Here is a 24,352-nt window from a genome sequence, read left to right on the forward strand (position 1 = left end):
GTGCTTTACTGTTACTAATTATAATAAATACTCCATTTTAATTAACTGTTTTAAGGGAGGCTGAAGGAAAAAATTCAACTCTTTTCATAACTTTTAAAATTTATTTTTATACGGATAATCAAATACTTACTCCGCTTTTGCTGTAAAACCATACACACTGCGGGCCTATAAGCCAGGCGAGATATGATCTATATCAATTTCTCTTCTATAATGCTTTGTTAGTATCTCGTCGCCGACTTAATAAAGAGAGAGTTAGTGTGAAAGCTGACAACCCTTTTGATCTATTACTCCCCGCTGCGATGGCGAAAGTTGCCGAAGAAGCGGGTGTCTACAAAGCAACGAAACATCCGATGACGACGTTCTTTCTGGCCATCACGGCTGGTGTGTTCATCTCCATCGCTTTCGTCTTCTATATCACAGCCACCACCGGCACGGCCGGGATGCCTTTCGGCATAGCGAAACTGATTGGTGGTATTTGCTTCTCACTGGGTCTGATTCTTTGCGTCATCTGCGGTGCCGACCTCTTCACCTCAACGGTGTTGATTGTTGTGGCAAAAGCCAGCGGAAGAATTACCTGGGGTCAACTGGGGCGCAACTGGCTCAACGTCTACGTTGGTAACCTGATTGGCTGTCTGCTCTTTGTTCTGTTGATGTGGCTCTCTGGCGAGTACATGACCGCCAACGGCGGCTGGGGGCTTAACGTCCTGCAAACCGCTGACCACAAAATGCACCATACATTTATCGAAGCTGTTGCTCTCGGCATCCTTGCAAACCTGATGGTCTGCCTGGCGGTCTGGATGAGCTACTCTGGTCGTAGCCTGATGGATAAAGCCATGATTATGGTTCTGCCGGTTGCGATGTTTGTTGCCAGCGGCTTTGAGCACAGTATTGCGAATATGTTCATGATCCCGATGGGGATTGTTATCCGCAACTTTGCAAGCCCGGAGTTCTGGACTGCTGTTGGTTCAACCCCGGAAAGTTTTTCACACCTGACTATTATGAATTTCATTACTGATAACCTGATCCCCGTCACTATCGGGAACATTATCGGTGGGGGTCTGTTAGTTGGGTTGACATACTGGGTCATTTACCTGCGTGGCGGCGATCATCATTAATGGTTGTCTCAGGCAGTAAATAAAAAATCCACTTAAGAAGGTAGGTGTTACATGTCCGAGCTTAATGAAAAGTTAGCCACAGCCTGGGAAGGTTTTACGAAAGGTGACTGGCAGAATGAAGTCAACGTCCGTGACTTTATTCAGAAAAACTATACCCCGTATGAAGGTGACGAATCCTTCCTGGCTGGTGCAACTGACGCAACCACCAAGCTGTGGGACAGCGTAATGGAAGGCGTTAAACTGGAAAACCGCACTCACGCGCCAGTTGATTTTGACACCTCCGTTGCTTCCACCATCACTTCTCACGATGCTGGCTACATCAACAAAGCCCTTGAGAAAATCGTTGGTCTCCAGACTGAAGCACCACTGAAACGCGCAATCATCCCGTTCGGTGGCATTAAAATGGTTGAAGGTTCCTGCAAAGCGTATAACCGCGAGCTGGACCCAATGCTGAAAAAAATCTTCACCGAATACCGTAAAACCCATAACCAGGGCGTATTCGATGTTTACACCAAAGACATCCTGAACTGCCGTAAATCTGGCGTTCTGACCGGTCTGCCAGATGCCTATGGCCGTGGCCGTATCATCGGTGACTACCGTCGCGTTGCGCTGTACGGTATCGACTTCCTGATGAAAGACAAATACGCACAGTTCGTCTCTCTCCAGTCTGACCTGGAAAACGGCGTAAACCTGGAAGCGACTATCCGTCTGCGTGAAGAGATTGCTGAACAGCACCGTGCGCTGGGTCAGATCAAAGAGATGGCTGCGAAATATGGCTGCGATATCTCTGGCCCTGCAACCAACGCTCAGGAAGCTATCCAGTGGACCTACTTCGGCTACCTGGCCGCTGTTAAGTCTCAGAACGGTGCAGCAATGTCCTTCGGTCGCGTATCCACCTTCCTGGATGCGTACATCGAACGTGACCTGAAAGCAGGTAAAATCACCGAGCAAGACGCTCAGGAAATGATTGACCACCTGGTCATGAAACTGCGTATGGTTCGCTTCCTGCGTACTCCAGAATATGATGAGCTGTTCTCTGGTGACCCAATCTGGGCAACCGAATCTATTGGCGGTATGGGCGTAGATGGCCGTACTCTGGTAACCAAAAACAGCTTCCGCTTCCTGAACACCCTGTACACCATGGGTCCTTCTCCGGAGCCGAACATCACCGTTCTGTGGTCTGAAAAACTGCCTCTGAACTTCAAGAAATTCGCCGCTAAAGTGTCCATCGACACCTCTTCTCTACAATACGAGAACGATGACCTGATGCGTCCGGACTTCAACAACGACGACTACGCTATCGCGTGCTGCGTAAGCCCAATGGTTGTTGGTAAGCAAATGCAGTTCTTCGGTGCGCGTGCAAACCTGGCGAAAACCATGCTGTACGCTATCAACGGCGGCGTTGATGAAAAACTGAAAATGCAGGTTGGTCCTAAGTCTGAACCTATCAAAGGCGACGTGCTGAACTATGATGAAGTCATGGAGCGCATGGACCACTTCATGGACTGGCTGGCTAAGCAGTACGTGACTGCGCTGAACGTTATCCACTACATGCACGACAAGTACAGCTACGAAGCCTCTCTGATGGCGCTGCACGACCGTGACGTGGTTCGCACCATGGCGTGTGGTATCGCAGGCCTGTCCGTTGCGGCTGACTCCCTGTCTGCAATCAAATATGCGAAAGTTAAACCAATTCGTGATGAAGACGGTCTGGCTATCGACTTCGAAATCGAAGGCGAATACCCGCAGTTTGGTAACAACGACGCTCGCGTGGATGACATGGCAGTTGACCTGGTAGAACGTTTCATGAAGAAAATTCAGAAACTCACTACCTACCGTAACGCTATCCCGACTCAGTCTGTTCTGACCATCACCTCTAACGTTGTGTATGGTAAGAAAACCGGTAACACCCCAGACGGTCGTCGTGCTGGCGCGCCATTCGGCCCAGGTGCTAACCCAATGCACGGTCGTGACCAGAAAGGTGCGGTTGCCTCTCTGACCTCCGTTGCTAAACTGCCGTTTGCTTACGCGAAAGATGGTATCTCTTACACCTTCTCTATCGTGCCAAACGCGCTGGGTAAAGATGACGAAGTACGTAAAACTAACCTCGCGGGTCTGATGGATGGTTACTTCCACCACGAAGCGTCCATCGAAGGTGGTCAGCACCTGAACGTGAACGTGATGAACCGTGAAATGCTGCTCGACGCGATGGAACATCCTGAGAAATATCCTCAGCTGACCATTCGTGTATCAGGTTACGCAGTACGTTTTAACTCCCTGACTAAAGAACAGCAGCAGGACGTTATCACCCGTACTTTCACTCAGTCCATGTAAGTGGAATTGACTGAAATCACGCGTTAAAAAGCGTACAATAAAGGCTCCACGTCAGTGGGGCCTTTTTAGCACCCTCTTCTCCTCAGTCTCTTTTGTCCGCTATCTATACTTTATGGATAACAGCCAAAACAGACTTCAACACAGCCGGCTTTGAGCTGTGCATACTCAGGCCCCGGACGGGCCGATGCTGGAGATATCACCGCAATGTCAATTATTGGTCGCATTCACTCCTTTGAATCCTGTGGCACCGTCGATGGCCCGGGGATCCGTTTCATCACCTTTTTCCAGGGCTGCCTGATGCGCTGCCTGTACTGCCACAACCGTGACACCTGGGATACCCACGGCGGCAAAGAAGTCACCGTTGAGGATCTGATGAAAGAGGTGGTGACCTATCGCCACTTTATGAACGCGTCCGGCGGTGGCGTGACGGCATCCGGCGGTGAAGCCATTCTTCAGGCTGAGTTTGTGCGCGACTGGTTCCGCGCCTGCCACAAAGAAGGCATTCATACCTGCCTCGACACCAACGGCTTTGTACGCCGCTACGATCCGGTTATTGATGAACTGCTTGAGGTAACCGATCTGGTGATGCTCGATCTCAAACAGATGAACGATGAAATTCACCAGAACCTGGTCGGCGTCTCGAACCACCGTACGCTGGAATTTGCCAAATACATTGCCAACAAAGGCGTCAAAACGTGGATCCGCTACGTGGTGGTGCCGGGCTGGTCAGATGATGATGATTCCGCGCATCGTCTGGGCGAGTTTACCCGGGATATGGGCAACGTGGAGAAAATTGAACTCCTGCCCTATCACGAGCTGGGTAAACATAAATGGGTGGCGATGGGCGAAGAGTACAAGCTTGACGGCGTGAAGCCGCCGAAAAAAGAGACGATGGAACGCGTCAAAGGCATTCTTGAGCAGTACGGCCACAAGGTCATGTATTAAGAAAAAGGCCCGGTGAGAACCGGGCCTTTTTATATTCTATTCAAAGACGCCGTTAATAACGGCAGTCACAATCGCGGTACTCAGGGCAATTAAGACGAGGTCGTCCCCCACCACGCGCCATTCATACCCCGGATAGGACGGAAGCTGGCCGAGCATTGAGGCAGGCACGGTTTTCTTTGCAATGCCCGGAGGCAGCGGTTTACCGCGCGCAAGATTTTTCGCAATGCCCGGAGGCAGAGAGTCATAGCCCGTTAAGCCATAATTCAGCGCCAGATGGCGGGCGCGATCGAAGCTCACGCGCACATCGACGTCGTTACCGACATCTTTGCTGTTTTTGACGCTTTTATCCGATTTTCCTGGATTATTCTGACCCTTATTTTGCTTATTACCATGGTTGCCGGCGTTGCCGTTACCATGATTGCCGCTATTACCTTGTCCGCCACCGTTTCCGTGGCCACCGCCATTCCCGTTCCCGGGATTAGCCATGACCGGAGCCGTTGCAAACGTTAAGGACAACACTACGGCAAGTGCGGTAGTGGTAAAACGACGAGTAGACATGATGGCTGCCTTTTTGTGGTAGTACGCATTTGAATTATCGCCAGGCAGTAAAAACGCACAATAAGCAAAAGTCTTATATGTGACAGGGACAAAAAAGCCTGTCATCGACAGGCTTTTAATTCATCAGGCGTGTGCCACCGGCGTGGGATGCTCGCCGACTTTGCGCAGCAGCATTAGCAGATAGATAAACGACACGCTGGCAATCATGATAAACAGCAGGTTATCAGAGTAGTTTTGCATGAGCATGGAGGTGAAAGTCGGCCCCAGCAAGCTGCCGATGGTGTAGCTCAGCAATAAAGCCTGGTTCATCGCCACCAGCTGATGATGCTCTACTTTCTCACAGGCCCAGGCCATCGCGACGGGATAGAGCGTAAAGCCCGCAGCCCCCAGAATGAACAGCGCAGGCGCCATCGCAGCGTTACTGAGCATGGCGAGGCAGCCCATGATCACCACAAAAACCTGCACGCGCAGCACCAGCAGGCGACCAAAACGATCGGCCAGACGACCGATCGGCCATTGACCTACAATCCCAGCGCTGACCATGACCGCCATCCAGAAACCGATCCCGGAATCGCTGACGCCCTGATGGTTGAGATAGAGCGGCATCAGGCCATAGAGTGAACCCAGCACAATCCCGGAGATAATGCAGCCGTTAACGCCTAAACGCGCCTGACGAAGCCTGAGCATCGGCCAGACGTGCGTAGCTTCCTGATGCTCACTGCTCTGGTTCACGATTCGGGTAAAGAGCAGCGGCAGGACCGCAGCCAGCACCATGCCCGTTACCCACGGCAGTACGCTCATCAGGTCGGTTGGGAATTTGCTGACCATCAGTTGTCCCAGAACGGTACCGACGTAATACACCATCATGTAAGCTGCCAGCAGACGCCCGCGGTTACGCGAGGTGCCGCTGCACATCAGCGCACTTTCCACCACTACCCAAATCATTGCGCAGCCGACGCCCGCAATAAAGCGCCAGACCATCCAGCTCCAGAAGCCGACCATCAGGCCTAAACCAGCGCATCCGACGGCAAAGATCAGCGACGCCAGATAATAACTACGGTTAAAACCAAAACGCTTAATAAGGCTACCCGTTAATAAGGTGCCCAGCAGATTTCCCGTAAAAAAGGACGAGCTAACCATACCCACCTGCCAGGTCGGTAAGTTTTCATGGGCCAGCCAGAGCGGGACGAGTGTGTTTAACACCGCGATCGCCAGGGTCAGCAAAAGCAGGCCACAGAGCAACAAAAGCACCGGGCGGGTATAGGTGGTCATGGATTTAAAAACCGTGAGGAAGTTCAGATTTCGTGCGCATCATGCCACTGGCAAAAACAAAGTCAATCCACCGATTCAGGCGTCACGCACGATATGCGCCACGTCGATTTAAAAAACTCATCCTGCTAATGCAAAGCCTGCTACAGATATTAATTATCTATTTGTTTTTATTTATATCCGGGAAATTCTTAAGCGAAACATCAGTTGAAAAATTTCATGAATGAAAAAAGAAAAGCCGGGCGCTATGTCCCGGCTTTATATAACAAAAAATAAAAACTAGCTGGCAATAGCCATACCGACCGTCATATGCAGACCGTAAAACACGCCGCGGCCAATCAGTTCCCCGGCCAGCACCAGTACAAACGCCAGCGACAGCAACGGCAGCGCAGGCTGGTAGCCTTTAAGCTGAGGGGCAACCCAGCAGACCAGCGCCGCCGTCAGCAGCACCACGCGCCAGGCCATCAGCGAACCGTAATCCGGCACCAGGGCCGAAGCCTGTTGGATAGAGCTGTGAATCGTCGCCAGCTCCGCTCCCTGCATCAGCGCCACAACGGTACTGATGACCAGTGCCAGCAGCGAGATCGCAGGCAGCAGGCGCATCGCCCAACCCGTAACGCCGGCCACGCGCAGCAGCAGATAGCCCAGCAGCGGGCCGCCAATGAACATCGTCAGGAAGAAGCTCATCGGTGTCCAGACGCTGTACCAGGTCGGAACGGTGTCAATCGTGTTGTACACCCGAACCATCATCCAGACGAATACCACGCCCAGTATCATGGTGACGATAAGCCACAACGCGCGTAACCCTGACGGCAGCTTTTTCACCGCTGCCAGTAGCCACCCCAGCCCGCCTACGGCAAAGAAGATTGCGCCGCTGGCAATCTCATTACTCAGCGAAGAGGCGCCCACGCGATTCAGGGAGTTGAACGCGCGCATCGGCGAACCCAGGTGCAGCGTGGAGGCGATAAAGCCAATGCCCATCAGCACCCACAGACCGAACATACTGAGCACCAGACGCTGCTGCCGTTCGGCACTGAGATTACCTTTCATAAGCGCCAGCGCGAGGACAATAAACCCGCCCACCACGCACTGCCCAAAGACCGTGAAGGTCATCAGCGGCCATTCATGCCATCCACTTCCCATCTCACACCTCCTTCGGGTTTGCCAGGTAGCCGGTGGTGTCACCCGTCGGACGGCTGTTGGCGTTAGGTTTGATCACAATACTCGGCTTCGTGAAGTGCGCAGACGGCAGCGGCGCGACGGCGGCAAGCTGGCCGTGTTTTTTGCGCAGCTCCTCAATCGGGCCAAAATCCAGCGCACGAAGCGGGCAGGACTCGACGCAGATGGGCTTTTTGCCGTCCGCCACGCGGCTGTGGCAGCCGTCGCACTTGGTCATGTGGCCTTTAGCGGCGTTGTACTGCGGTGCGCCGTACGGGCAGGCCATGTGGCAGTAGCGACAGCCGATGCAGACGTCCTCGTCCACCACCACAAAGCCGTCGTCGCGCTTGTGCATTGCCCCGCTCGGACAGACCTTGGTACAGGCCGGATCTTCGCAGTGGTTGCAGGCAATCGACAGGTAATAAGCGAAGACATTCTGATGCCAGACGCCGTTGTCCTCCTGCCAGTCGCCGCCCGCGTATTCATAAATACGACGGAAGCTGACGTCCGGGGTCAGGTCCTTATAATCCTTGCAGGCCAGCTCGCAGGTTTTGCACCCGGTGCAACGGCTGGAATCAATAAAAAATCCATACTGGGTTGTCATCGGTTACTCCTTACGCCTTTTCAACCTGAACGAGGTTCGTGTGGGATGGGTTGCCCTTCGCCAGCGGCGATGGACGCTGCGTAGTGAGAACGTTGATGCAGCCCGCCTGATCGATGCGATTCGCATCCGGGTTATACCAGGCCCCTTCCCCCAGCGCGACAACGCCCGGCATCATGCGCGGCGTCACTTTGGCTTCGATATGCACCTCGCCACGCCCGTTGAAGATACGTACGCGATCGCCATTACTGATGCCGCGCGCTTTCGCATCCATCGGGTTGATCCACATCTCCTGTCGGCAGGCCGCTTTCAGTACGTCAACGTTGCCGTAGGTGGAGTGAACACGCGCTTTATAGTGGAAACCGGTCAGCTGAAGCGGGAATTTCTCCGTCAGCGGATCGTTGTAGTTTTCGAAACCAGGCGTATAGATCGGCAGTGGATCGATAACGTCCCCTTCCGGCAATTCCCAGGACGCGGCAATTTTTGCCAGCTCTTCCGAATAGATCTCGATTTTGCCCGACGGCGTGGTCAGCGGATTGGCTACCGGATCCTCGCGGAAGGCTTTGTACGCCACGTGATGCCCGTCCGGGTCGCGCTGTTTGTACATCCCCTGCTTGCGGAAGGTATCGAAGTCCGGCAGGTCTGGAATGGCTTTGCGGGAGAGCTCATGCAGATGGCGCATCCATCCTTCCTGAGTGCGTCCCTCGGTGAACTGCTGCTCAACGCCAAGACGTTTCGCCAGCTCGGACGTCATCTCATAGATGGTTTTGCACTCGAAGCGCGGTTTGATGGCCTGGTCAGTGAAGATCACATAGGACATGTTGCCGCAGGAGGCGTCCAGCGCAAAATCCATCTGCTCAGAGGCGGTGCAGTCTGGTAGCAGGATATCGGCATACTTCGCCGACGAGGTCATATGGCAGTCGATCACCACAATCATTTCGCACTTCTTATCATCCTGCAAAATTTCGTGGGTGCGGTTGATTTCGGAGTGCTGGTTGATCAGGCAGTTACCGGCATAGTTCCAGATCATTTTGATCGGCACATCCAGCTTATCTTTGCCCCGAACGCCGTCGCGCAGCGCGGTCATTTCCGGGCCGCGCTCGATCGCGTCAGTCCACATAAACATAGAGATGCTGGTCTGAACCGGATTATCCAGCGTTGGCATACGTTCAAACGGTACTTCATACGAGCCTTCACGCGCGCCGCTATTACCGCCGTGAATGCCGACGTTGCCGGTCAGAATTGAGAGCATAGAAATGGCGCGGGTGGCAATCTCACCATTCGCGTGACGCTGTGGTCCCCAGCCCTGGCTGATATAAGCCGGTTTGGCTGAACCGATTTCACGTGCCAGCTGAACAATACGTTCGACAGGAATGCCGGTGATAGTGGATGCCCACTCCGGGGTTTTCGCCACGCCGTCGCTGCCCTGGCCAAGAATATAGGCTTTATAGTGCCCGTTAGCCGGTGCGCTGGCAGGGAGCGTCTTCTCGTCATAACCGACGCAGTATTTATCCAGGAACGGCTGGTCGACGAGGTTTTCAGTAATCATCACATACGCCAGCGCATTGACCAGCGCCGCGTCGGTACCAGGGCGGATGGGGATCCACTCGTCTTCACGCCCGGCGCCGGTATCGGTGTAGCGCGGATCGACGATGATCATTCGTGCGTTGGATTTGGCGCGCGCCTGCTCAAGGTAATAGGTTACTCCGCCGCCGCTCATGCGCGTTTCGCCCGGGTTGTTGCCGAACAACACCACCAGTTTACTGTTTTCGATATCCGACGGACTGTTGCCGTCTGCCCAGCCGCCGTAGGTATAGTTCAGGCCCGCAGCAATCTGTGCGGAAGAGTAGTCGCCATAATGGTTGAGATAGCCGCCGCAGCAGTTCATCAGGCGCGCTACCAGCGTTTTACCCGGCGGCCAGGAGCGGGTCATGGTGCCGCCAAGCGTCCCGGTGCCGTAGTTCAGGTAGATGGATTCATTGCCGTACTCTTTGATCAGGCGCTGCATGTTGGTCGCGATAATATCGTAGGCTTCGTCCCAGCTAATGCGCTCGAACTTTCCTTCCCCACGCTTACCGACACGCTTCATGGGATATTTCAGACGATCCGGGTTATAAACGCGACGGCGCATTGAGCGGCCACGCAGACAGGCACGAACCTGATGTAACTCTTCGGAGTTATCATCGCCGGTATTGTCGGTTTCTACGTATTTGATTTCACCGTCCACGACGTGCATACGCAGTGGGCAGCGGCTACCACAGTTAACGGTACAGGCACTCCACACCACTTTTTCCGGGGCTGAAGCGGGAGACAGAGCCTCCGCCGCCGACGCCAGTCGGGTAAAGGGGAGCGTAAAGGCGCTGCTGGCAACAGCCAGGCCGCCTATTGCCGTGGTTTTCATCAACCCACGGCGAGTGACCTCGGCAGCCATTAACGCTTCAGGCGCTTTGATTTTCATAAAGACTCACTTTGGTTGCTCACAAAGAAAAGAGAGGCGGTGCAAACCGCTATGTAGTTTTATATATAACGAAAAGCTACGTTATCGGTGTTTTATGCTAACTTTCGTTCGGAGGAGTATTACTACTTTAGAGGGAGGAGGTATTGCGTCGTATCAAATCAGGGATATAAAAAAAGCGCCCTGAGGCGCTTTTTTGTTTTGAAGCAAAATATTAACCGATGAACTGCTGGCCTTTCATGTAAGGACGCAGCACCTCAGGGATCTCAATGCGACCGTCTGCCTGCTGGTAGTTCTCCAGCACGGCCACCAGCGTACGACCAACCGCCAGACCAGAACCGTTCAGGGTATGAACCAGACGGGTCTTCTTGTCGGACTTGCTGCGGCAACGCGCCTGCATACGACGCGCCTGGAAATCCCAGACGTTAGAGCAGGAAGAGATTTCACGGTAGGTGTTCTGCGCCGGCACCCACACTTCGAGGTCGAAGGTTTTGCAGGCGCCGAAGCCCATATCCCCGGTGCACAGCGCCATACGGCGGTAAGGCAGCCCCAGCAGTTCCAGCACTTTTTCCGCGTGGCCGGTCATCTCTTCCAGCGCATCCATCGATTCTTCCGGACGAACAATCTGCACCATCTCAACCTTATCGAACTGGTGCATACGGATCAGGCCGCGAGTATCACGACCGTAAGAACCCGCTTCAGAACGGAAGCACGGAGAGTGCGCGGTCAGTTTGATTGGCAGATCGTCTTCGTCGATGATCTCGTCACGCACCAGGTTGGTCAGCGGCACTTCCGCGGTTGGGATCAGCGCGTAGTTACTGCTGTCTGCTTCCTCGTCCAGCGGACGGGTGTGGAACAGATCGCCGGCAAATTTCGGCAGCTGGCCTGTACCGTACAGCGTATCGTGGTTAACCAGATACGGTACGTAGGTTTCGCTGTAGCCGTGCTGCTCGGTGTGCAGATCCAGCATGAACTGAGCCAGCGCGCGGTGCAGGTGAGCAATTTGCCCTTTCATCACCACGAAGCGAGAACCGGTCAGCTTAACCGCTGCCGCAAAGTCCAGGCCCGCGTGCATTTCGCCCAGGGTCACGTGATCGCGCACTTCGAAGTCAAACTCGCGAGGCGTACCCCAGCGTTTCACTTCAACGTTGTCGTTTTCGTCTTTGCCGACAGGCACGCTGTCGTCAGGAATGTTCGGGATCGCCAGAGCAATATCGCGAATTTCAGCCTGAAGAACGTCCAGTTCAGCTTTCGCCTTATCCAGCTCTTCACCCAGTTTGTTCACTTCCAGGCGTAATGGCTCAATGTCTTCCCCGCGCGCTTTCGCCTGGCCAATGGATTTCGATCGAGAATTACGCTCTGCTTGCAGATTTTCAGTTTGTACCTGCAAAACTTTACGACGCTCTTCGAGAGCGCGCAGCTTATCTACATCCAGCTTAAAGCCCCGGCGTGCCAGTTTTTCAGCGACTGCGTCTGGCTCATTACGCAGCAGATTGGGATCGAGCATGCTTATCCTGTGCTTATCGAATTAAAAAAGGAAAAAGTGACCACAGCCTGCGGCCACAGAGATATATTGCCAACATTACCGCAACGATTGAACTAACGGTAGCGTTTTATAGGGCTATTTTGATCCTGTCCGGCAAGCCAGGCGAGCTTTTCGCCAATCTTACCCTCAAGACCTCTGTTTGTGGGGTGATAATAGCGGGTTTGTGCCATCTCCTGCGGGAAATACTCCTCCCCGGCGGCGTAGGCATTGGGTTCATCATGGGCGTAGCGATACTCCTGCCCGTAACCCATCTCTTTCATCAGCTTTGTAGGGGCATTGCGAAGGTGTACCGGAACGTCGTAATCCGGACGTTCACGTGCATCCGACATCGCCGCTTTGAAGGCGGTATACACCGCATTGCTTTTCGGTGCGCAGGCCAGATAGACAATCGCCTGAGCAATGGCGCGCTCACCCTCCGCAGGCCCGACGCGGGTAAAGCAATCCCAGGCGGAAAGCGCGACCTGCATGGCGCGCGGATCGGCATTGCCGACGTCTTCCGACGCAATCGCTAGGCAGCGGCGCGCGACATATAACGGATCGCCACCGGCGGTGATGATACGCGCATACCAGTAGAGCGCCGCATCCGGCGCGCTGCCGCGCACGGACTTATGCAGCGCAGAGATAAGGTCGTAGAAACGGTCGCCTTTATTATCGAAGCGCGCGCTGCGTTCACCGGCAATTTCGGTGAGCAGTTCAGGCTTCAATACGCGCTTGCCCGCATCGTCCACTTCGGCCATATCGGCCATCATTTCGAGCGTGTTCAGCGCCCGACGGGCATCACCGTTCACCAGTTCGGCGATCGCACGACGCGTCTCGTCCGGCAGAACGATATCCTGTCCGCCGTAACCCCGCGCTTTGTCGTCCATCGCTTGCGTCAGAACCTTTTCGATATCTTCCGTGGTCAGCGATTTAAGCAGATACACGCGCGCACGGGACAGCAGCGCAGAGTTCAGTTCAAACGACGGGTTTTCCGTGGTGGCGCCGATGAAGAAAATCGTACCGTCTTCAATGTGCGGCAGGAAGGCATCCTGCTGGCTCTTGTTGAAGCGGTGAACTTCGTCGACAAACAGAATGGTGCGACGTCCGGCATTGCGGTTTTGTCGCGCCCGCTCGATCGCCTCACGGATCTCTTTCACCCCCGACGTGACCGCCGAGATGCGCTCAACGTCCGCGTTGGCATAGCGGGCAATCACTTCAGCGAGCGTGGTTTTTCCGGTGCCGGGTGGCCCCCAGAGGATCATGGAGTGCAGATGCCCGGCCTCGATGGCGCGCGGCAAGGGTTTCCCCGCAGCCAGCAGATGTTGCTGACCGATGTACTGCGCTAAATTTTCTGGCCGCATACGGGCGGCCAGAGGTTGAAACGCATTATCTGAAAAATCGAGCGACAAATTGCTCACTCATGCCTCTTACTTATTGCGTTGGTCGTCCACCGTTACGCCCTGCGGCGGGGTAAAGGTGAATTTCGATGCATCAACAGCGCCGTTTTGCTGAGACTTCAACTGATAGCTGCTGCGCTGATCGTCCTGCTCAACCGCGCCAAACTGATTGATGGTGCCGTTGCTGCTCACGTTAATGGTGAACTGCTTCAGATTACCGTTGCTGCCTTTTGGCGTCAGGACAAACTCGTCGCCGTTTTGTTTAATGTTGTACTGCTGCCAGTCGCTGGACTGGTTACGGGCAATGAGCATAAACGGCGTATTGCTGGTCGCGTCTTTCAGCCAGGTGGCGGTCGCCTGCTCAACAAACGGGTTGTAGAACCACAGGGTTTTACCGTCAGACACCAGAACGCTTTCATCCGGCTGGGTCATGTGCCAGTTGAACAGATTTGGGCGCTTCACCCACAAATCTCCCTGCCCTTCCTGCACCGCGTTGCCGCTGCCGTCAGTCACTTTTTGCGTGAAGCTGGCGTGGAAGCTGCTCACTTTATCCAGTCGGCTTTTAAGGTCGCTGGCTGCATCAGCCCAGACGCTGCTGGCAACAAAACTGGAGAGTAATGCACAGGCGATGGCGATTTTTTTCATTGTTATTCCTTAAAATACGTCTTCCCGATATGGGGGTTCCGTTTCCATTCTGTACCTGCCCGAAGGCAGGCGACAGAAGAATATGCTTAATTTTTGCTGATTTACCCTTCTTTGCAATCGCTGAAGGTTACTCAAACGGCGGTGGCGCCAGCACCTCACGGTTACCGTTGTGCCCCTGTTCGCTCACGATGCCCTGCGCTTCCATCTGCTCAATGATACGCGCCGCGCGGTTGTAGCCGATACGGAACTGGCGCTGCACGCCCGAGATGGACGCTTTACGTTTTTCGGTGACGAAATTAACCGCCTGGTCGAATAACGGATCCAGCTCTTCGCCGCCGTCAAAACCACCGCCGCCACCTTCGCTTTCGCTGTCGGAGGTGATGCCGTCAACGTATTGCGGACGCCCGCGCGCTTTCCAGTCCTGCACAACCGCGTGCACTTCCTGGTCGCGAACAAACGCACCGTGAACACGCACCGGCGAGGTGGAGTTCGGCCCGGAGTAGAGCATATCACCCATCCCCAGCAGCGACTCTGCTCCGCCCTGGTCAAGGATAGTACGCGAGTCAATTTTACTCGACACGGTAAACGCGATACGGGTCGGGATGTTTGCCTTAATAAGACCAGTGATAACGTCCACGGACGGACGCTGCGTAGCCAGAACCAGGTGGATACCCGCCGCACGCGCTTTCTGTGCCAGACGTGCAATCAGCTCTTCCACTTTCTTACCAACGGTCATCATCAGGTCGGCAAATTCATCCACCAGCACCACGATGTAAGGCAGTTTTTCCAGCACCGGATGTTGGGCATCCATGCTGTCACCCGGCTTCCAGTATGGGTCCGGAATCGGACGACCCATGCGCGCCGCCTCGGCGATCTTCTCGTTATAACCGGCAAGATTACGCACGCCCAGCGCCGACATCAGCTTGTAGCGACGCTCCATTTCATTGACGCTCCAGCGCAGTGCGTTGGCGGCGTCCTTCATGTCGGTGACCACTTCCGTCAGCAGGTGCGGAATGCCTTCGTAGACGGACAGTTCGAGCATTTTCGGGTCGATCATGATGAAACGCACGTCTTCAGGCTGCGCTTTGTAGAGCATGCTGAGGATCATGGCGTTCACACCGACGGATTTACCGGAACCGGTGGTACCCGCAACCAGCAGGTGCGGCATTTTCGCGAGATCGGCAACTACCGGATCGCCCGCAATGTCTTTCCCCAGCACCACGGTCAGCGGGGAAGGATTATCGCGGAACTTGGTGTTGTCCAGCACTTCACGCAGATAGACGGTCTGGCGTTTCTTGTTTGGCAGCTCAAGGCCAACGTAAGGCTTGCCTGGGATCACTTCCACCACGCGAACAGCCACGGTCGACAGGGAACGCGCCAGGTCGCGGGAGAGGTTAGAAATACGCGCCGCTTTTACGCCCGGCGCCAGGTTCAGTTCGAAACGGGTAATCACCGGGCCCGGTGAGTAGTTCACCACGTCCGCTTTAATACGGAAGTCAGCCAGACGCGCTTCCACCAGACGGGCCATCTGCTCGAGGGCAAAAGTATCAACCGGCTCGACTTCAGCCGGCGGCGGCGTTAACAGATCCAGCGAGGGCAGCGGCGTGCTTGGACGTTGCAGCGGTCGGCTGTCTCCGTTACGCATCAGCAGCGGATGAATCAGGCTCTCCTGCGGCTGCGGCTGCGGTGCCGGCTGCTGGAACTGCGGCTGTGGCGGTTGGGCAGGCGTCTGCGGCTGAGCATACGCCTGCGGCGCCGGTTGTTGCGGCTGCGCGTAAGCCTGTGGCGCTGGCGCCTGACGCACCGGCTCCGCTTCCGGCATTACGCTCGGCGTGAACAGCGGTTCGCTTGGGCCATCATCCACCAGATCTTTCATTGGTGAGAATTCGAAATCCGACAGCGAGAACGGGTTTGCCCCCGAAGGCTGCTCACCGGAATAACGCTGCTGCTGCGTAGCGGCAAACTGGCGCGCCAGCTCCGCTTCGGCCGCATCATCGTCGTCCTGGTGTGAAGGCACGTCGTGCTGATACTCGTCGCCGTAGCGCTGATTCTGCTGGGCGGCAAACTGACGCGCCAGCTCGTCCTGATGCAGTTCGTCTGCATCATCTTCGTAGTCGGAACCACGCGCTTTCTCTTCCGCCATACGCTGGGAAGGCAGTTTAATGCCATAAGAGGCCAGCTCCCGGCGAGTCGGTACGCGCACGCGGTTAGGACGCGGCAGCTGTGGACCAATGCCCTCTTTCACCTGAGGACGCGGGGCGCTGTCGGTTGCCGGGCTGAATAGCGGAGCGGACGCGGCAGCGGCTGCCGTTGCCTGCTTCACGGCTTCAGCACCCGACGCAACGGCTGGCGTAGGATCTACAGGTGGAACGCTGACCGAAGGCGCTTTTGCAACTGGCTCCTGTACCGGCTCGGGCACGGGCTGATACCAGGCGGCAAGCTGCTCGCGCTCACGGGCGCGGCGCTCTTCCACTTCTTCAAAATAGTACAGTGGCGGACGAGACGGCTTCGCTTCCTCGACCACTTCAGGTTCAGGCTCCGGCGCAACGTAGGGCTGTTCATGTACAACGGGTTCTGGCGTATAAGCCTGATACGGTTGTTGCGGCTCGGTGACAGGCTCAGGCGGCTGATACGGCTGCTGCCACTGCTCCTGCTGCACGGGAATATAGCTTTCTGGCTCAGGCGCAATGGTCGGCTCAGGCGTATGGACGCCTGGCGCAGTCTGCCAGTCTACCTGCGGTTGCTGAATCGCGGACTCCGGGGCAGGCACAGGCGAGGACGGCATCACGGCTTCAACAGGTGCAACATAGGCCTGCGCCGCCGTCGTTGCGGCAGCAGCGGCGGCTACCGGTTCAGTCACGGAATGACCATTCAGCAGCGGATCGTATTCGTCATACTCACCCGGCGTGGCGCGATGACCAGAGAACAGTACGTCATCAGGATCGACGGCCGCACCGCGATACTCAATCTGCTCGTCTTCATCCATACGTTTACCGGAGAACAGCGCGGCGTCCGTTTTACGGCCTAACGGGTTCGCAAATTTTTCGGCGACGCGCTGGCGGCGCGCCAGAGCACCGCGCAGAATACGCGCGCGACGAGACTCACGACGCACATCAGGCGCATCGTCTTCTTCATACTCATCTTCGTATTCATCTTCATCGACCCACGTATCGTCACGACGGGTACGGTTGCTGGCGAACGTCAGCAGCGTCAGAATAAAGCTGCCGATCTTCTCAGCAATGCTCACCCAGGACCAGCCGGTAAACAGCGTCAGCCCCGCCGCCCAGATACACAGCAGCGCCAGCGTGCCGCCGCTGCTGTGAAGCATCGGTTGCAGCGCAGAGCTCAGAAGGCTGCCGATCACCCCGCCGGAGGCGAAATACCAGATATCATCGGCGTTGATCGCCGCCAGCCCACAGGAGGTGAGGATCAGCGCCAGGGCACCAATCAGGCGCAGCGAAACGGCAAAATAATCGATGTAGTCGTCGTTCTGTCGATGACGCCAGGCAAACCAGCATCCGCCAATAATGATGACGGGCAGGGTATAGGCCATCACACCGAAAATGAAAAAGAGCGTGTCCGCAAGCCAGGCGCCGGGAACGCCACCTAAGTTATGGATAGGCTCATGCCATGCGGTTTGTGACCAGCTGGGATCTGAGGGGTTGAAACTGAGTAAGGCGGCCATCAGCCAGACGGCAAAAAGGGCAATAACAATCAGCAAAGCCTCGAGGAGACGACGTCCGCTGCTTAGCTTCGATAGTGTGACTTCTTTGTCTTCAGTGTATTCCTGGCTCAAGAAAGGCTCTCCAGGTATCAGGCATGTCCTGCCTGTGTGCTAAAACGGACAACAGCGCCGGGTATCCCCGGCACTGTTGCTGTATGGATTAACAGGAGTGTAATCAAACTACACTGATTTTGCACCTGTTCCGTGTTAGCGCGTCTTAATAACCAGACGATTGCTCTGTTTGACCTCTTCCATCACCACATAAGTACGGGTGTCGTTCACGCCTGGCAGACGCAGCAGGGTTTCACCCAGCAGCTTACGGTAGGCGGACATATCGGGCACACGGGTTTTCAACAGGTAGTCGAAATCACCGGAGACCAGATGACACTCTTGAATTTCTTCAAGTTTTTGTACAGCGGCGTTAAATTGCTCAAACACATCCGGTGCACCACGATTCAGAGTAATCTCAACAAATACCAGAAGTGAGGCATCCAGATAATGCGGGTTCAGCAGAGCCGTATAGCCCTGGATAAAACCCTGTCTTTCCAGTCGACGCACACGCTCAAGGCACGGCGTCGGGGAAAGTCCCACACGTTTTGAAAGCTCGACGTTGGAAATACGCCCATCCTTTTGCAATTCATTAAGAATGTTACGATCGATACGGTCGAGATCTTTGCCAGGGCGCTTCTTGCTATCTACCATTATTATTGTCTCTCTGTATTCCTTCCCTACTCCTGCCTGGACCCTGTGCACATCACTGTTCAGAGCCTGCACCCGTTATTCATCACATCGCCTGGTTATGTATTTGACGCGATGTGGATTCGGGTTCTGCGGTAAGAAGACCGTTGCCCGAAAGCAGTCACAGACATCACGTATGGCGTCTGTCCACACCATGCGTAGATTTCACTGACCCGGTAAAAATGGCATTTACGTGCATGTCTATTCGGCATGCAGTTCATGCGTCTTTTTTTCTTCCTTGAATGTTTTCGCAAAAGCGCAGGGGATTGTCAAAGCAAAACATCGATTTTTAGTACAAGATGCCGGATATTCATTACGGAGGGGTATTAATCCTCATTTTATTGCCTTATAAACGCGCGATTTTCAGTAGCAGACGTGATATGAACGCATCAGATTCATAGGGCGCGGCTATTGCATATATCGGAAGCAAAACTGCCGTGCTCTTTTTTTACGGCAACAAATTCCCTACAATCCAGCCCATTGCCTGCCAACAACAATGGGGATCTCATGGGCACGACCAAACACAGTAAGCTGCTAATCCTTGGTTCTGGACCTGCGGGATATACCGCAGCGGTCTATGCTGCACGCGCTAACCTGCAACCGGTACTGATCACCGGGATGGAAAAAGGCGGTCAGCTGACCACCACCACGGAAGTGGAGAACTGGCCGGGCGACCCGAACGACCTGACCGGGCCGCTGCTGATGGAGCGCATGCACGAGCATGCCGCCAAATTCGAAACCGAAATCCTGTTCGACCACATTAACAAAGTGGATTTGCAGAACCGTCCGTTCCGCCTGACGGGTGACAGCGGTGAATACACCTGCGATGCGCTGATCATTGCCACCGGCGCCTCTGCCCGTTATCTCGGCCTGCCGTCTGAAGAAGCGTTCAAAGGCCGCGGCGTGTCAGCCTGCGCAACCTGCGACGGTTTCTTCTATCGCAACCAGAAAGTTGCGGTAATCGGCGGCGGTAATACCGCGGTCGAAGAAGCGCTGTACCTGGCGAACATCGCCTCGGAAGTGCACTTGATCCACCGTCGCGACACCTTCCGCGCTGAGAAGATCCTGATCAAACGCCTGATGGATAAAGTGGCGAGCGGCAACATTGTGCTGCACACCAACCGTACGCTGGAAGAAGTGACCGGCGACCAGATGGGCGTGGCGGGTCTGCGTATTCGTGATACGCAGAACACCGACACCGTCGAAACGCTGGAGGTGGCGGGCCTGTTCGTGGCCATCGGCCACAGCCCTAACACGGCTATCTTCGAAGGTCAGCTGGAGCTGGAAAACGGCTACATTAAAGTGCAGTCCGGCATTCACGGCAACGCGACCCAGACCAGCGTTCCGGGCGTCTTTGCGGCAGGCGACGTCATGGACCATATTTATCGTCAGGCGATCACCTCTGCGGGCACCGGCTGTATGGCCGCGCTGGACGCAGAACGCTATCTGGACGGACTGGCTGAACAAGGTAAATAATCTTTACAAGTCAGTAACAAACGTAAATAAAGGCGGCCATTGGTCGCCTTTATTTTTGCTCACGTGTAACATGCAGAGGTCTAATTTCTTATAACGTCACCTGCAAAGTACGCAATGGAAAAAACCCGTCAACAAGAGTTAACACGCTGGCTGAAACAGCAAAGCGTTCTATCCCGCCGCTGGCTTATGATTTCCCGCGTTCTTGGATTCATCAGCGGTCTGTTGATTGTTGCCCAGGCATGGCTGCTGGCCCGCATTCTCAATCATATGATCATGGAGAACATTCCGCGCGAAGCGCTGCTGTTGCCGTTTATCATTCTGGTGCTGGTTTTCATTCTGCGCGCGTGGGTGGTCTGGCTGCGCGAGCGGGTTGGGTTCCATGCCGGGCAGCACATCCGCTATGAGATTCGCCGCAAGGTGCTCGATCGGCTCTCGGAAGCCGGGCCTGCGTGGATCCAGGGTAAGCCAGCCGGCAGCTGGGCGACGCTGATCCTTGAGCAAATCGACGATATGCACGATTACTACGCGCGGTATCTTCCCCAGATGGCGCTGGCGGTATTTGTGCCCCTGTTGATTGTTATCGCCATCTTCCCGGTTAACTGGGTGGCAGCGCTGATCCTGCTGGGGACCGCCCCGCTGATCCCGCTATTTATGGCGATGGTCGGCATGGGCGCGGCAGATGCAAACCGCCGCAACTTCCTGGCGCTGGGCCGGTTAAGCGGTCATTTCCTGGACCGTCTGCGCGGCATGGAAACCCTGCGTATCTTTGGTCGCGGTGAAGCGGAAACCGAAAACATTCGCCTGGCGTCGCAGGATTTTCGTCAGCGCACCATGGAAGTGTTGCGCATGGCCTTCCTCTCGTCCGGCGTGCTCGAGTTCTTCACCTCCCTGTCGATTGCGCTGGTGGCGGTTTACTTTGGCTTCTCCTACCTCGGCGCGCTGGACTTTGGCCACTACGGTACGGCGGTCACGCTTTCCGCCGGGTTCCTGGCGCTGATCCTGGCCCCGGAATTTTTCCAGCCGCTTCGCGATCTCGGCACCTTTTACCATGCCAAAGCGCAGGCGGTTGGCGCTGCCGACAGCCTGAAAACCTTCATGGAAACGCCGCTGGCGCATCCTGAGCGTGGTGAAGTGACGCTGAATACGAACGATCCGGTGACCATTGAAGCACAGGATTTTTCTGTTCTGTCGCCTGAAGGCAAAGTGCTGGCAGGTCCGCTGAACTTTACCCTGCCCGCCGGGCAACGTGTGGTGCTGGTGGGCACCAGCGGTTCAGGTAAAAGCTCATTGCTGAATGCGCTATCAGGCTTTATGGCCTACACCGGATCGCTGCGTATCAACAAAACGGAGCTGCGCGAGCTTGATCCTGATGCCTGGCGTAAGCAGTTGAGCTGGGTGGGTCAAAACCCGCAGCTGCCTGCCCCGACGCTGCGCGAGAATGTGCTGCTGGCACGTCCGGATGCGCGTGACGATGAGCTGCAATCGGTCCTCGACCGCGCCTGGGTCAGCGAGTTTCTGCCGCTGCTTGCGCAGGGCGTCGATACGGTCATTGGCGATCAGTCTGCCGGGCTGTCGGTGGGCCAGGCACAGCGCGTCGCGGTTGCCCGTGCGCTGCTGAACCCCTGTTCGCTAATGCTGCTGGACGAACCCGCAGCCAGCCTGGATGCACACAGCGAGCAGCGCGTGATGGATGCGCTTAACGCCGCCTCACGCCAGCAAACCACCCTGATGGTGACCCACCAGCTGGAAGGTATTGCCGACTGGGATCGGATCTGGGTGATGGAAAACGGACACATTGTTGAGCAAGGCGATTACGCCGCGCTTGTTGCCGCGCAGGGGCCGTTTGCGAACCTGCTGGCGAATCGTCAGGAGGACATCTGATGCGCGCCCTGCTTCCCTATCTTGCACTGTATAAACGCCACAAATGGATGCTGACGCTCGGGATTGTGCTGGCGATCGTCACGCTGCTCGCCAGCATCGGCCTGCTTACGCTTTCCGGCTGGTTCCTCTCCGCGTCTGCGGCCGCAGGCTTTGCCGGGCTGTACAGCTTTAACTATATGCTGCCTGCCGCCGGGGTGCGCGGCACGGCGATTACGCGAACTGCCGGGCGCTATTTCGAGCGTCTGGTCAGCCACGACGCGACCTTCCGCGTGCTGCAACACCTGCGCATTTATACGTTCAGCAAGCTGCTGCCCCTCTCCCCTGCCGGACTGGCACGTTTTCGTCAGGGCGAATTACTCAACCGCGTGGTTGCGGATGTAGATACGCTGGATCACCTCTATCTCCGCGTCATTTCGCCCATGGTGGGCGCGTTTGTGGTGATTGTCGTGGTCACGCTGGGGTTGAGTTTCCTGGATGTTCCTATCGCGCTGACGCTCGGCGGCATCATGTTGATGACGCTGATTATTCTGCCCCCCCTGTTTTATCGTGCAGGTAAAACCACCGGGGAAAACCTGACGCGTCTGCGTGGAGAATACCGCCAGCAGCTCACCTCCTGGTTGCAGGGACAGGCCGAGCTCACCATCTTTGGTGCCAGCAAACGCTACCGCGCCCGTATGGAAAATACGGAACTTAACTGGCATGAAGCCCAGCGTCGCCAGTCTGAGCTGACCGCGTTTTCCCAGGCGCTAATGATGTTAATTGGTGGAATTGCCGTCATCGCCATGCTCTGGATGGCCTCCGGTGGCGTGGGCGGTAACGCGCAGCCCGGTCCGCTCATTGCGCTGTTTGTTTTCTGTGCACTGGCTGCCTTCGAAGCCTTGGCCCCGGTCACGGGCGCGTTTCAGCATCTCGGCCAGGTCATCGCCTCTGCGCTGCGCATTACGGACATTGCCGAGCAGGAGCCTGAAGTGAAGTTTAGCGCCGGTCAAACCGCCGTGCCGGAGCAGGTCGCGCTGACGCTCAGCAACGTCACCTTCGCCTACGACAAGCAGGCGCAAAACGCGCTGGAAGACGTCAGCCTGTCTGTTGATGCCGGGCAGCGCATTGCGATCCTTGGCCGTACGGGATGTGGCAAATCGACGCTTCTGCAACTTCTCACGCGCGCGTGGGATCCGCAGCAGGGCGAGATTCGGCTTAACGACATTCCGCTGTCTGGTTTTAGCGAAGCGGCCTTGCGTAAAACGGTCAGCGTCGTGCCCCAGCGGGTGCATCTGTTCAGCGCTACGCTGCGCGATAATCTTCTTCTGGCGGCACCAGACGCCTCCGACGATACGCTGCGGGCGATGCTGGAACAGGTTGGGCTGCACAAGCTGCTTGAGGACGACGGGTTAAACAGCTGGCTGGGTGAAGGGGGTCGACAGCTTTCCGGCGGCGAACTGCGTCGTCTGGCCATCGCGCGCGCCCTGCTGCACGATGCGCCGCTGATGCTGCTGGATGAACCGACAGAAGGTCTGGATGCGACAACCGAGAGTCAAATCCTTGATTTACTGACAAATGTGATGAAAGGCAAAACCGTGCTGATGGTCACTCACCGCCTGCGCGGGCTGGTGAATTTCGATCGGATAATTGTGATGGACAACGGACACATAATTGAGCAAGGTAATCACGCAGAGCTGCTGGCAAAACAAGGTCGCTATTACCAGTTTAAACAGCGCCTGTAGACTATATTTGTAGCGTCCTCTCTCGCGTACTGGAGTTCTGTTGTCATGCGCCTGGTGCAGCTTTCTCGCCATAATATTGCGTTCCCTTCTCCGGAGGGGGCGCTGCGTGAACCTAACGGATTGCTGGCTCTGGGCGGCGATCTCAGCCCGGCGCGTCTCCTGATGGCTTACCAGCGCGGCATCTTCCCGTGGTTTTCTCCCGGCGACCCGATTTTATGGTGGTCTCCCGACCCGCGAGCCGTGCTATGGCCCGGGCAGTTTCACCTGAGCCGCAGCATGAAGCGTTTTCACGCAAAATCCCCCTATCGCGTTACGCTCAACCACGCCTTCGGGCAGGTCATTGAAGGCTGCGCTGAAGATCGTCACGAAGGCACCTGGATAACCCGCGACATCATTATCGCCTACCACCAGCTTCATGAGCTGGGCTACGCGCACTCCATCGAAGTATGGAAAGAGGATGACCTCGTTGGCGGAATGTACGGCGTGGCGCAGGGCACGCTGTTCTGCGGCGAGTCGATGTTCTCCCGCGCCACGAATGCGTCGAAAACTGCGCTGCTGGTGTTTAGCGAGGAATTTGCCCAACGTGGCGGACAGCTGATGGATTGCCAGGTGCTGAATGAGCACACCGCCTCGCTGGGCGCCGTGGAAATTTCCCGCCGACGCTATATCGAACACCTTGAACAGTGCCGACAGGAGACCCTTCCGCGCGATTTTTGGGTTCCCAGAACGTTCTTTATGCCCAATGCCTAAATGTTTTCCGCATATTTTTTATGAGGGTGTTATAATTACGCCGCAGAGTAGCTTCTGCCT

The 24,352-nt window shown here is 55.7% G+C and carries 17 protein-coding genes; 7 read left to right on the forward strand and 10 right to left on the reverse strand.

The window, feature by feature from the left end; translation table 11 throughout:
- The first annotated feature begins 257 nt into the window (after positions 1-257).
- From focA to pflA, 3 genes are all read left to right on the forward strand, one after another.
- Positions 258-1,115, forward strand: a complete 858-nt coding sequence (gene focA, locus INF58_RS20140) for a formate transporter FocA (protein ID WP_017384832.1) — start codon at positions 258-260, stop codon at positions 1,113-1,115.
- 51 nt (positions 1,116-1,166) lie between these two features.
- The gene (pflB, locus tag INF58_RS20145) at positions 1,167-3,449 is read left to right on the forward strand and encodes a formate C-acetyltransferase (protein WP_015570975.1); all 2,283 of its coding nucleotides are present in this window, start codon (positions 1,167-1,169) and stop codon (positions 3,447-3,449) included.
- A gap of 204 nt (positions 3,450-3,653) precedes the next feature.
- A complete protein-coding gene (gene pflA / locus INF58_RS20150) occupies positions 3,654-4,394 on the forward strand; it encodes a pyruvate formate lyase 1-activating protein (protein ID WP_003858250.1) in 741 nt (246 codons plus the stop codon).
- A gap of 36 nt (positions 4,395-4,430) precedes the next feature.
- Here pflA and INF58_RS20155 read toward each other — a convergent pair whose 3' ends face one another.
- The 10 genes from INF58_RS20155 to lrp all read right to left on the reverse strand — a co-directional run bounded on the left by INF58_RS20155 (position 4,431) and on the right by lrp (position 18,428).
- Positions 4,431-4,952 (reverse strand): anti-virulence regulator CigR family protein, encoded by a 522-nt coding sequence (locus INF58_RS20155; RefSeq protein WP_193528380.1) that lies wholly within the window; start codon positions 4,950-4,952, stop codon positions 4,431-4,433.
- A gap of 123 nt (positions 4,953-5,075) precedes the next feature.
- A complete protein-coding gene (locus INF58_RS20160) occupies positions 5,076-6,224 on the reverse strand; it encodes an MFS transporter (protein ID WP_063449171.1) in 1,149 nt (382 codons plus the stop codon).
- Between the two features lie 276 nt (positions 6,225-6,500).
- Positions 6,501-7,364, reverse strand: a complete 864-nt coding sequence (locus INF58_RS20165) for a dimethyl sulfoxide reductase anchor subunit family protein (RefSeq protein ID WP_193528381.1) — start codon at positions 7,362-7,364, stop codon at positions 6,501-6,503.
- A 1-nt stretch (position 7,365) separates the two neighbouring features.
- Positions 7,366-7,983: a DMSO/selenate family reductase complex B subunit gene (locus INF58_RS20170; protein WP_017384545.1), complete on the reverse strand. Its 618-nt coding sequence runs from the start codon at positions 7,981-7,983 to the stop codon at positions 7,366-7,368.
- Positions 7,984-7,993: 10 nt separating this feature from the next.
- Entirely contained in the window at positions 7,994-10,438 is a 2,445-nt protein-coding gene (dmsA, locus tag INF58_RS20175) for a dimethylsulfoxide reductase subunit A (RefSeq protein WP_193528382.1), read from the reverse strand.
- Positions 10,439-10,649: 211 nt separating this feature from the next.
- On the reverse strand, positions 10,650-11,942 hold the full coding sequence (gene serS / locus INF58_RS20180; RefSeq protein ID WP_063449174.1) for a serine--tRNA ligase: 1,293 nt from the start codon (positions 11,940-11,942) through the stop codon (positions 10,650-10,652).
- 92 nt (positions 11,943-12,034) lie between these two features.
- Positions 12,035-13,378: a replication-associated recombination protein RarA gene (rarA, locus tag INF58_RS20185; protein WP_112793205.1), complete on the reverse strand. Its 1,344-nt coding sequence runs from the start codon at positions 13,376-13,378 to the stop codon at positions 12,035-12,037.
- A 9-nt stretch (positions 13,379-13,387) separates the two neighbouring features.
- Positions 13,388-14,002, reverse strand: a complete 615-nt coding sequence (lolA, locus tag INF58_RS20190) for an outer membrane lipoprotein chaperone LolA (protein ID WP_003858270.1) — start codon at positions 14,000-14,002, stop codon at positions 13,388-13,390.
- Positions 14,003-14,129: 127 nt separating this feature from the next.
- Entirely contained in the window at positions 14,130-17,798 is a 3,669-nt protein-coding gene (locus tag INF58_RS20195; RefSeq protein WP_193528383.1) for a DNA translocase FtsK 4TM domain-containing protein, read from the reverse strand.
- Positions 17,799-17,933: 135 nt separating this feature from the next.
- Positions 17,934-18,428 carry a leucine-responsive transcriptional regulator Lrp gene (lrp, locus tag INF58_RS20200; RefSeq protein ID WP_000228469.1) on the reverse strand — a complete coding sequence of 165 codons (495 nt, stop codon included), beginning with the start codon at positions 18,426-18,428 and terminating at the stop codon, positions 17,934-17,936.
- Between the two features lie 543 nt (positions 18,429-18,971).
- Between lrp and trxB the strand changes: the two genes are divergently transcribed.
- From trxB to aat, 4 genes are all read left to right on the forward strand, one after another.
- Positions 18,972-19,940 carry a thioredoxin-disulfide reductase gene (gene trxB / locus INF58_RS20205; protein ID WP_063449177.1) on the forward strand — a complete coding sequence of 323 codons (969 nt, stop codon included), beginning with the start codon at positions 18,972-18,974 and terminating at the stop codon, positions 19,938-19,940.
- A gap of 114 nt (positions 19,941-20,054) precedes the next feature.
- On the forward strand, positions 20,055-21,821 hold the full coding sequence (gene cydD / locus INF58_RS20210) for a cysteine/glutathione ABC transporter permease/ATP-binding protein CydD (protein WP_063866266.1): 1,767 nt from the start codon (positions 20,055-20,057) through the stop codon (positions 21,819-21,821).
- Positions 21,821-23,542 (forward strand): cysteine/glutathione ABC transporter ATP-binding protein/permease CydC, encoded by a 1,722-nt coding sequence (gene cydC / locus INF58_RS20215; protein ID WP_131637899.1) that lies wholly within the window; start codon positions 21,821-21,823, stop codon positions 23,540-23,542. The genes cydD and cydC overlap by 1 nt, the downstream gene beginning before the upstream one ends.
- A gap of 45 nt (positions 23,543-23,587) precedes the next feature.
- The gene (gene aat, locus INF58_RS20220; protein WP_193528384.1) at positions 23,588-24,292 is read left to right on the forward strand and encodes a leucyl/phenylalanyl-tRNA--protein transferase; all 705 of its coding nucleotides are present in this window, start codon (positions 23,588-23,590) and stop codon (positions 24,290-24,292) included.
- The last annotated feature ends 60 nt before the right edge of the window (positions 24,293-24,352 follow it).

Origin of the sequence: Enterobacter cloacae complex sp. P24RS (genome assembly GCF_014982165.1) — a bacterium.
Classification (GTDB): Bacteria; Pseudomonadota; Gammaproteobacteria; order Enterobacterales; family Enterobacteriaceae; genus Enterobacter; species Enterobacter quasihormaechei.